The sequence below is a fragment of the Acidimicrobiia bacterium genome (genome assembly GCA_016650365.1).
Classification (GTDB): Bacteria; Actinomycetota; Acidimicrobiia; order Spongiisociales; family JAENVV01; genus JAENVV01.
In genome coordinates this window covers 1-10,642 of record JAENVV010000046.1, presented here as the reverse complement: position 1 = coordinate 10,642, position 10,642 = coordinate 1, and the positions used below count along the sequence as shown (strand labels likewise).

The following is a 10,642-nucleotide window of genomic DNA, read 5'->3' as shown; positions in this document are numbered from 1 at the left end:
TCGTCTCCCTGGAGCTCGGCTACAGCGCACGGAGCCAGGCCGAGTGGTTGGGTATTCAATCCGTTCAGTCAGGTCTTCAACAGGCTCCTGTCACGGGCGAGGTGATGGCACGGGCATTGCAGGCCCAGGGAGCGATGGCTGCCAGCGGGAAACATCGAGTCAAAATCAGTGACCTCGTGATAGCGGCCGCCGCCGCGGAGGTTGGGGTGATCGTGCTGCACTATGACGTCGACTTCGAGAGAATTGCGAGCACTACCGGCCAGGCGACAGAGTGGGCGGTCCAGCGAGATTCGATCGACTAGGCGAGTCCGTCACTAGCCTGATCGGTAGATCAATGAAGCAGTAGGCGAGATAGTTCGAAAGCGAAACGAGGCGACTGTGCCAGGAGATCCATTTACGATTGCAGCCCACGCCGGCGGCGTCTTCGACGAGGCCACCGGGGGCGTTGTCCCACCCCTCCAGCCGTCGACGACGTTTCGGCGCGGCCCGGGAATCTCCGATGACTACGTCTACCGCCGCTATGCCCATCCGGGCGCCGAAGCAGTCGAGAACGTAGCTGCTCAACTCGATGGAGGATCGGCGGCGTTGGTGTTCGGGTCGGGAATGGCCGCGCTAAGTGCCGTCCTGGAGTCGGTCCCGATGGGCGGGCATGTGGTCGCTCCGGTGGTCATGTATCACGGCGGTCAGGATTGGTTCCGCTCGCAAGCCGGCATCGGAAGGATCTCGCTGACACTGTTTGACTCCGACGACCCTGGCGCTCTTGAACAAGCCCTGACTCAGACAACGGACCTACTGTGGATTGAGACTCCCACCAACCCGATGTGGGGACTCATCGACATTGCGGCCGCAGTGGAATTGGGACATCGGGTCGGGGCAACAGTGGTCGTCGACTCGACGGTGGCACCTCCCGTTACGACCCGACCGCTCGACCTTGGCGCCGACATCGTCTTTCACTCCGCCACCAAGTACTACAACGGCCACTCTGACGTCCTGGCCGGCATCCTCATCACCGCCAAGCCTGACGAGCGTTGGGAACGGATTGAGGCGGTTCGAGGGAGTCATGGTTCGATTCTTGCTCCGTTCGACGCCTGGCTTCTCTTGCGGGGTATCCGAACGATGCCGTTGCGCTACACCCGTGCTTGCCAGTCTGCCGCGGCGATCGCCGCGGTATTCGAGCACCACCCACGGGTCGAGCGGGTGTTATACCCTGGGTTGGAATCCCACCCAGGGCATGAGATCGCAGTTCGTCAGATGACCGGCGGTTTTGGGGCCATGATGTCGATTCTTGTGAACGGAGATGCCGGCGAGGCACGACGGGTGGCCGCTACGACCCGGCTGTTCGCCAACGCGACGTCGCTCGGAGGGGTCGAGTCGCTTATCGAACATCGTGCCTCGTATCAAACGACCCCGGTTCCCCCCAATTTGCTGCGGGTCTCGGTTGGTATCGAGGACCCTGACGAACTGATCGCCGATCTTGGTCAGGCCCTCGGCGGCTGAGGACCCCTGGCTAGTGTTCTGCGGGCAATGAGCTCGCCGAACCATCATGTTTCAGTTCGCATTCTCGCGGACAGCGTCTCGGCTGGTCTGGTTGGCGCGGTCCGGTCGTTGTCCCTGGCCGCTCTGGTTTTCGGCGGACTCGGCCTCGCCGAAGCGCGAGACTTCGGCCCTATCCTCATCGGAGCCGGAATTCTTGGACTCGTCATCGCTTTGACGTCCGGTTTGGTCGGAACTCCTCAGTCGAATGCCGCGGCGGTCGTGGCGGTCGCCGCCGGTTTGGCTACCGCCTCTTCGACTGGTTCGCCTGACGAACAGTTCGCTCTCGTCGTGGCCACCATGGCGGTGGCGTCGATTTCAACCGGTCTCGTTCTTTACCTCGCCGGAGCCTTCAAGCTCGGACGGCTCATCCGGTTCCTACCGTATCCGGTCGTGGGAGGGTTCCTGGCGGCCACCGGATGGCTGCTACTCAAGGGAGGATGGCGATTGGCTCAGGACGCTTCGGCCTCCTGGATTACGGTTGCCACGTTGGGTTTTGGCCTTGCGATTGCCTACGCAGCTCAGGTGGATAACCGGTGGTTGCAACCGGCAGTGGTCGGGTTGGCCCTGGCGATCTTCTTTGTGGTGATGGCCGTTGGCGGAGTGAGCCTTGAGGAAGCGGGCGCCAACGGTTGGCTCGTCGGCCCGTTCGCGGCCGATCCGGTCCATTTTTCCGATCTATTTGTTTGGCTCACGGCAGACATGACCCAATTGGCTCCCGCCGTTCCGACTCTACTGACGATCCCCGCTGTGGCGTTGTTGTCGTTGCTGTTGAACGCCAGCGCCATCGAAGTCGGCGAGAGGGTCGACCTTCCGCTCGATTTTGAACTCAAGGCTGCCGGGCTTGGCAATGTCGCCGGGGGCGTGGTGGGAAGTCTGCCCGGGTGGCAATCACTCACGCTCCAGAAGCTGGTCAAGTCGTCGCGCACCAACAAGGTGGGGGCGGTGATCGTCGGCCTCGTTTCGCTGTCTGCGTTGGCGGCCGGGCCGCGGGTGATCGGTTATTTGCCTGTCTTCGTGGTTGCCGGTGTCGTAGCCGGCCTCGGGCTGGACCTCTTGTACGAGTGGATGGTCGCCTCGCGGTCCAATGTCAGTGCCACCGATTACTCGATCGTGCTGATTGTCGTCGTGGTCACGGCGGGCTTCGGGTTCGTATCAGGCGTGGTCATCGGAGTGCTCGCCGCCATCGGCCTGTTTATCTTTCAATACTCGAAGATCGACGTTGTGCAGGTTGCCTTGTCCGGCGATTCGTATCACTCAAACGTCGATCGGCCGGTTACGGACAATGATCGCCTGACCGAGGCCGGCGAGGCCATTGCCATCTTCAGAATCCACGGCTTCGTCTTCTTTGGCACGGCCAACCGGTTAATCGGTGAGCTGAGAGCACGGATGGCGCCCGAAGTCGTACGCTATCTGGTGGTTGACGGCAAGCGGGTCACCGGGTTCGACGGATCTGCGCTGCACGCATTCGAGCGGTTCCTCGAAACGGCGGCTGAACAAGGTGTGACGACGGTGCTGACCGGCTTTGGTCCGCTTGGCGAGAAAGTTGCCGCCGCCGAGGCGGCCGAAACCGTCGTTCGGTTCCATACACTCGACGAAGGCCTTGAGTGGGCTGAGGACCAGATCCTCGGCAGCGAGGACTCCTTGTTCGGATCGGTCGAAGCCCAGCTTGCCGAAATCGCCGGGCCATGGGCCGACGGAGTATTCGCAATGATGGAGCGTGTCGAGTTTGGCGTGGGTGACACGATCATCGCCGAGGGGTCGGTCGGGCATCCGATCTATGTCATCGAGTCCGGTCGGGTCCGGGTGGTCCTCGAAGCCAGTGGCACCCGATTGCGGACGATGCGACCCGGCGCCATTGTTGGCGAAATGGCCTACTACACCCGCCAACCGGCCAACGCCTCCGTCGTCGCAGAGACCGAGGTGGTGGCCTACGCCCTTTCTGAATCAAAACTTGAGGGCCTGCTCTCAACCAATCCGCGCCTCGCCGCCGAGGTCCACCGCCGGATGGCGCGGTCACTATCGCGCCGGGTCACCGAGACGAATACGGCACTTCGAAAAGCGATGGAGTAGCGATTTAGCGAACTGCGAGTGCCTGGTGATGGCGGTGGCGTTCCCAAAGGGCGTAGCCAATCACGACGAGAAGCAGTTGGGCTCCGATACCCCGATACATCGGTGTGTAGCCGGCTGATTCGATGACCCACCCGAGAAGCGGGGCGCCGATCAACGATGCCAGTGGGAAGAATGACAAGAAGCCGGAAAGCGCCGCCCCCCGCTCTTCTGTGGTCGAGCGTTCAACTACGAGTGAGTTGAGGATCGGGAATGAGAATCCATGACCGATTCCGGCAGTCGCACCGGCGATCCCGATGGCCAGACTCGTCGTGGCAGACCCGAGCAGGACCATCCCACCTGACATGATGATCAGGCTTGCGCTCAGCACCGGGATTTCGCCGAATCGCTGTGGAAGCTGCCGGCCACCCAACCTCACGACGATGGCCATGGTCGAATAGGCAGCGAAGAACACTCCAACCGAACCGTATCCGGTCGTGTCGACGAAGGTTTTGAGGAAGGTGAAAATCGAAATCAGCGTCAGCGAGAACGAAGCCGTGATGAGCCAAATTGGTGAAAGTTCGTGCTGGCGGATGGCGACCAGGAAACCGAGGCTGGGCCGGGTGTGAACACCTTTCGACTCGTGAAGAGGTAGCGCCATTGCGAAGGCGGCCGTTCCAAGCCCGACCGCCACCCAGAACAACGTGGTGTAGTTGCTCGTTCGGAGAATGAAATCACCAAGGAGCCCGCCGAGTGCCAGGGGCATTTGTCCGGATACTCCAAATAGCGCCATGCCTTCGGTGCGGCGAGATGCCGGGACGATGTCGGCCGTGTATGTCACGAAAGAGGTGAACAGTACGGCTTCGGCGATCCCGTGGACGATGGTGAGGGCGTACACCCACCAGGAGATCGAGGTGACGGTGGTCAGGGCGGCGAGTCCGGCGACGTTGATCAGGTTGCCGGCGTGGATGAGTGGTCGGCGACCGATCCGATCCATGAGGTGCCCAACGTACGGACGAACGACCAGCGAGCCGATCGATCCAACCCCGACGATTACACCGACCGTCCCCTCGCTGGCTCCGAGGGAGACGAGGAACCCGGCGTAATGGATGAACAACGCGAAGGTCAACCCCATCAGCAGGTTCGAGGTGAAGGCGAATCCGAACGCCCGGGTGACCAGTTTTTCCATGAGCCGACGAACCATACACCCGGTCGCGACCGGGTCTATTCGGGTGGGACGCCGAATCCGGGTAGGACCTCTTTTGAAGTTTCGCTCAGGTTCTTGACCTTAGATGGCGTTAATGGTCAAAAGGGGTGAGCACCACTTCAGGAGAAACCGTCTTCGGATTCCGGCCTGATATGGACGACAAGGGTAAGTACGCTCACCATGTGAAGGACCGCTTTGGCGGTCCTTCACCCCGTTGGGGAGTCTGCGTTCGCACGGACTTCGGGCCTATGCCACCGATGGGGACCGGAACGTGGTGAGGGCCTTCATGTAGTTGTGGCGCTCAAAGGCGGTCGGGTCGGGGGCGTTGACTTGGGAAAGGCTGCCCCGCAGTTGGGACACCGATGAGTATTCGTTCTCGTCGAGCCAGCGTTCCAGATCGCAGACGAGATCAGTCATGTGGCCCGGACCGTACTTGAGCAACGAGGCGGTGGTCATGGTCACGTCGGCGCCGGCCAGCAACAGCTTCACGACGTCTTCGGCTGAATGAACCCCGGACGTCGCGGCGAACTGTGTCTTGATCCGTCCGAACAAGATGGCAATCCATCGCAACGGGAGCCGGAGGTCGTGGGGCGTCGATAGCTCCAGGTTGGGTGTGACGCCCATCTCCTCGATATCGAAGTCGGGCTGATAGAACCGGTTGAACATCACCAGTGAATCCGCTCCGGCATCGACCATCTGTTTCGCCATGTTGGCAAACGCCGAGAAGTACGGGCTGACCTTGACCGCCAGCGGGATCTTGATCTTTTCCTTGACAGCTTCGATCAACTCGAGGTACTGGGTTTCCATGTCGGACGCAGAGAACATCGGGTTGGCGGCCACGACATAAATATTGAGTTCGAGGGCGTCGGCACCGGCGTCCTCGATCAAACGGGCGTAGTGAACCCAGCCGCCACGGGTCGACCCGTTCAGGCTGCCGATGATCGGGATGCGTAGTTCCCGCTTGGCATCTTCGACCAGTCGGAGGTAGGCGTCCGGGCCGGTGTTGTACGTGTCGAGTTCCGGGAAGTAGCCGGCCGGGGATTCAACGAAGCTGCCGGCCAGCGATTCCACGAGGTGGGCAAGTTCGGCGGCTTCGTGGACGATCTGCTCCTCAAACAGTGAAGGAAGCACCACGGCAGGGGCGCCAGCTTCTTCCAGCTTGTGGAGCGTGCCGAGCGACCCGGTCAGCGGCGAGGCCGACGGGATGATCGGGTGGGCAAGCTCAAAGCCCAGATAACGGGTGGTCAGATCAGCACTCATTCGTGATCCTCCAAGTCAGGGACCCGACGTTCGACGTCGGCCAGTTGTTCGTAGAGCTTCCACCGGGCGTCGATGTCGTCCTGGGCCAGACCGAACAGTACCTCGGCTGTTTCGGGTTTCGACCTCGCCAACATGGCGTAGCGGGCTTCGGTTGCAGCGAACTCTTTGAAGGAGATCGTCGGCGCTCGACTATCAAGGTGGAACGGATGTTTGCCTTCGGCGGCCACCCGGGGGTCGTACCGGTACAGCGGCCAGTAACCCGACGTCACGGCTTCTTTCTGGTGCGAGAAGCCGGTTGACATGTCGATGCCATGGGCGATGCATTGTGAGTAGGCAATGATGAGCGACGGACCATCGTACGCTTCGGCTTCCGCGAACGCCTTCACCGTTTGGGTGTTATTGGCACCGATGGCGACCTGGGCGACGTACACGTCGCCATAGGCCGAAGCGATCATCCCGAGGTCCTTCTTGCCAACCTGTCGGCCGCCGGCTGCGAACTTGGCAACCGCCGCCCGGGGGGTGGCTTTGGACGCCTGACCGCCGGTATTCGAATAGACCTCGGTGTCGAGCACGAGGATGTTCACGTTGCGCCCCGAGGCGAGCACGTGGTCCAGGCCACCAAATCCGATGTCGTAGGCCCAGCCATCGCCACCCACAATCCAGATGGTCTTATGAACGAGAGCGTCGACGACGGTCTTGAGCCGGCTGGCCCGGGGATCATCGATACCGGTGAGGGCGTCCTTGAGTTGGAGAACCCTGGTGCGTTGGGCCTCCACCGAAACTTCGTCGGCCAGACGACCCGCCTGGAGTTCGGCAACCAGGTTGTCGGGTAGGTATTTGGCGAGGTCTACCAACAGGGCGTCTGCTTCGACAATTTGCTGGTCGAGCGCCAGGCGCATACCCAAACCGAACTCGGCGTTGTCTTCAAAGAGCGAATTGGCCCAGGCAGGACCCCGCCCCTGCTCGTTCGTGGTCCACGGGGTTGTCGGAAGATTTCCACCGTAGATCGACGAGCAACCCGTGGCGTTGGCCATCGTCAGACGGTCGCCGAACATCTGGGAGAGGAGCCGCAGATAGGGCGTTTCACCACATCCCGCACAGGCCCCAGAGAACTCCATCAGCGGCTGGAGCATCTGGCTCCCCTTGACACTATCGACTTTGATGAGCTTGCGGTCCTGTTGTGGCAACCCGAGGAAGAAGTCGAAGTTGGCTCGCTCCTGTTCGAGCACATCGTCTTTGCGGATCATGTCAAGAGCCTTGTGCTTGGCCTCTTCCTTGGATCGGGCCGGGCAGACGTCGACGCAGACTCCACACCCGGTGCAATCGTCCGGTGCGATCTGAATGGTCATGGTGGCGTCCGGGAAGTCTTTGCCGGTCCATGGCTTCGACTGGTATCCGTCAGGAGCGCCGGCGAAGAAGGCCGGGTCGTAGACCTTCATCTGGATGGCGGTATGAGGGCAGACGAGGACACACTTGGCGCAGTCGATGCACAAGCTGGGATCCCAAGTCGGAATCTCAATGGCGATCGATCGCTTCTCGTACCTGGTGGTGCCAGTTGGAAACGTCCCGTCGGCAGGCAGGGCACTCACCGGCAGCAAGTCACCCTGGCCGGCCAACATGGCGGCGGTGACTTTCTTGACGAAGTCCGGACCTGACTCGGTCAACCGCGGCGGACGGGTTGTCACGGACGGGGCAACTTCAGGGATTGGCAGCCTGTGGTGGCTGACAATGGCGGCCTCGACGGCCGCTTCGTTGTGAGCAACCACAACTTCGCCAAATTTGGCATATGTCTTGCGGATCGATTTCTTGATCTGCTCCATCGCCACCGGTGGATCGAGGATGCCGGCGATATCGAAGAAACAGGCCTGGAGAACCGTATTGACCCGACCGCCGAGTCCGGCGTCAGATGCCACCTGGTTGGCGTCTATGACATGAACCTCGAGTTGTTTTTCGACCACCGTGGCAACCACTTCGGCGGGGAGGTGGTCCCACAGGTCTTCGCCGTGTGGAGAGTTGATGAGGACTTTGGCTCCTGGAGCGGCAATGGCCAGCGGATTCATCTGATGAAAGAACTCGAACTGGTGCACGCCGACGAACTGAGCAGAGCCGATCAGGTAGGTCGAATCGATGGGCTTGGGACCGAACCGAAGATGCGAGACGGTCTGTGAGCCCGATTTGCGTGAGTCGTAGACGAAGTAGCCCTGGGCATACATGTCCGTGGCTTCTCCGATGATTTTCACGGAGTTCTTGTTGGCGCCAACAGTGCCGTCCGACCCGAGGCCGTAGAAAACGGCCCGGTGGACGGTGGCGTCCTCAAGATATCGGTCGGGGTCATACTTGAGACTCAGATGGGTTACATCGTCGATGATGCCGACCGTGAAGTGGGGTTTGGGCTGCGACTCGCGAAGTTCGTCGAGTACCGCCATCGCCATCGGAGGCGTGAACTCCTTCGACGACAATCCGTAGCGTCCGCCAATCACCCGCGGAGCAATGTCCCAGGCAGTGCGGCCGAGGGCGGTTTCCTCGGCGAGCGCCGTTACGACATCCTGGTAGAGCGGTTCGCCAACGGCCCCCGGCTCCTTGGTCCGGTCGAGGACGGCCAGGCTGATGACGGTCGGGGGAAGCGCCGCGATAAGGGCCTGCGGAGAGAACGGTCGGTACAGACGTACCTTGAGCAGGCCGACTTTTTCGCCGTCGGCGACGAGTCGGTTTACGGCTTGTTCGGCCGCGCCGATTCCCGACCCCATCATGACGATGACTCGCTGGGCATCGGGAGCTCCGACGTAGTCGAACAGGTGGTAGCGGCGGCCGGTCAGGTCGTAGAAGCGGTCCATGGCAGACACGACCAGGTCCGGTACGGCGTCGTAGTACGTATTGGCGGCCTCACGACCCTGGAAGAAGACATCGGGGTTCTGAGCCGTGCCGCGGATGACCGGTTCGTCGGGGGTGAGACGACGGTTACGGAAGGCCAGGATTGCGTCGTCGTCGATCATCGCCCGGAGGTCGGCGTCGAGGAGGCTGTCGATCTTGGCGATCTCATGTGACGTGCGGAACCCATCGAAGAAATGCATGAAGGGCACTCGCGAGGACAGGGTGGCGGAGTGGGAGATCAGCGCCAGGTCCTGGGCTTCTTGAACCGATGACGAGGCCAACATTGCAAACCCGGTCATGCGAGCGGCCATCACGTCCGAGTGATCACCGAAGATCGATAGGGCGTGGGTAGCCACCGAGCGGGCCGCCACATGAATCACCGATGGGAGCAGTTCGCCTGCCACTTTGAACATGTTGGGGATCATGAGTAGGAGGCCTTGCGAGGCGGTGAAGGTGGTGGTGAGGGCGCCGCCTTGGAGCGCTCCGTGCAGCGCTCCAGCGGCGCCGCCCTCAGATTGCATTTCGATGACTTGAGGGACGGTCGACCACAGGTTCGGTCGACCGGCTGCTGACCAGGTATCGGAAAGCTCGCCCATGGGCGATGCCGGTGTGATCGGATAAATTGAGATGACTTCGGACAAGCGATAGGCAACCGAAGCCGCAGCTTCGTTGCCATCAACGGTGATATAGGGCACGGCACTCCAATTAGTCGAGGCAAGGTACATATTGGTCTCTTTGGCAATCCTATGACCAGGGACCTCGGGCCATAGTGCCGGAGGAGTAAGTCAACATTTAGGGGAATTGTGCCCTAGATGGGTGGAGGTGGGTGCCGTAGGATTCGAACTAATTCAAGCGAGAGCCGGACGAGAACGGTGCCGGAGGGGCTGGCGTATCTGTCAGTAACCTTAACCGGCCGTCGCCCCTTGACATGAGGTCCATTGGTCGAGGAGCCGTTCCCCGGCTTTCGCCGTTTAATCAGGTCTTCCGCGTATCAGGCGAGCCAAAGACCAACATCATCTGCCTCCGCACCCCCGCCTGACTCCGCACCCCCGCCGAGGTCGCGGCGTTTCTCGACGCAGCCGAGTGATCCGGATTAGTGGGATCAGATTTATGAGCCCGGGTCAGTTGCCCTCGAGGGGCAGCACAGCGTTCCGGTTTCCGATTTCGACGGACCCTGGTTGATTCTTGGGTTTTTTTGAGGCGACTTGTTGCCGTATCCGATTGATCCATAGCGGTTAGGGAGGGTCTCTTCGTTTTCGGTAGGTATGGCCGAGGCGGGTGGTCCAGATGTGGTCCCCGTTGGTTGCCCGCTGGTAGGTCCACCCGGTTTGGTGTCGTAGGTAGTGGTCGTGGGCGCAGTTGGGTCCGAGGTTGGTGGTTTTGGTCGGTCCGTTTTCGGACCAGGGTTGCGTGTGGTCCATGTCCGAGGCGGTGGCCGGTGCTCGGCAGCCGATCCCCACACAGCTGGGGTTGTGGATCTCCACGTATCGGCGCTGGGCTGCGGTCGGTCGGCGGCGGGTGATGCCGTGGTCGATGATCTCGCCGGTTTCGTCGGTCACCCGGTAGCGCCACTGTTGGCCCTGCCGGTTTTCTGCGACCTGGCGGGCGATGTCGGCAACGACCGGTCCGTACCCGGCGAGGTCACCGGGGTGTTCGGAAAGACGGGTGAGAGTTTCGAGGTCGACGTGGATATCGACGATTCCCCGCTTTCCGGTCTTGGCG

The 10,642-nt window shown here is 61.3% G+C and carries 7 protein-coding genes; 3 read left to right on the top strand and 4 right to left on the bottom strand.

The window, feature by feature from the left end:
• The first annotated feature begins 104 nt into the window (after positions 1-104).
• From JJE47_03065 to JJE47_03055, 3 genes are read left to right on the top strand one after another with little or no spacing between them, the layout of a single operon-like run.
• Positions 105-302, top strand: coding sequence for a hypothetical protein (locus tag JJE47_03065; GenBank protein MBK5266390.1), 198 nt, complete (start codon positions 105-107; stop codon positions 300-302).
• A 49-nt stretch (positions 303-351) separates the two neighbouring features.
• Complete coding sequence (locus tag JJE47_03060; protein ID MBK5266389.1) at positions 352-1,497, top strand: PLP-dependent transferase; 1,146 nt, start codon at positions 352-354, stop codon at positions 1,495-1,497.
• A gap of 27 nt (positions 1,498-1,524) precedes the next feature.
• On the top strand, positions 1,525-3,606 hold the full coding sequence (locus JJE47_03055; protein ID MBK5266388.1) for an SLC26A/SulP transporter family protein: 2,082 nt from the start codon (positions 1,525-1,527) through the stop codon (positions 3,604-3,606).
• Positions 3,607-3,610: 4 nt separating this feature from the next.
• Here the strand turns inward: JJE47_03055 and JJE47_03050 are convergent, their stop codons facing one another.
• The 4 genes from JJE47_03050 to JJE47_03035 all read right to left on the bottom strand — a co-directional run.
• Positions 3,611-4,771 (bottom strand): MFS transporter, encoded by a 1,161-nt coding sequence (locus JJE47_03050; protein ID MBK5266387.1) that lies wholly within the window; start codon positions 4,769-4,771, stop codon positions 3,611-3,613.
• 264 nt (positions 4,772-5,035) lie between these two features.
• The gene (locus JJE47_03045; GenBank protein MBK5266386.1) at positions 5,036-6,049 is read right to left on the bottom strand and encodes a dihydroorotate dehydrogenase-like protein; all 1,014 of its coding nucleotides are present in this window, start codon (positions 6,047-6,049) and stop codon (positions 5,036-5,038) included.
• Entirely contained in the window at positions 6,046-9,645 is a 3,600-nt protein-coding gene (nifJ, locus tag JJE47_03040) for a pyruvate:ferredoxin (flavodoxin) oxidoreductase (protein ID MBK5266385.1), read from the bottom strand. The genes JJE47_03045 and nifJ overlap by 4 nt, the downstream gene beginning before the upstream one ends.
• Positions 9,646-10,155: 510 nt before the next feature.
• On the bottom strand, positions 10,156-10,642 hold a 487-nt coding region (locus JJE47_03035; GenBank protein MBK5266384.1), incomplete at its 5' end, for an HNH endonuclease.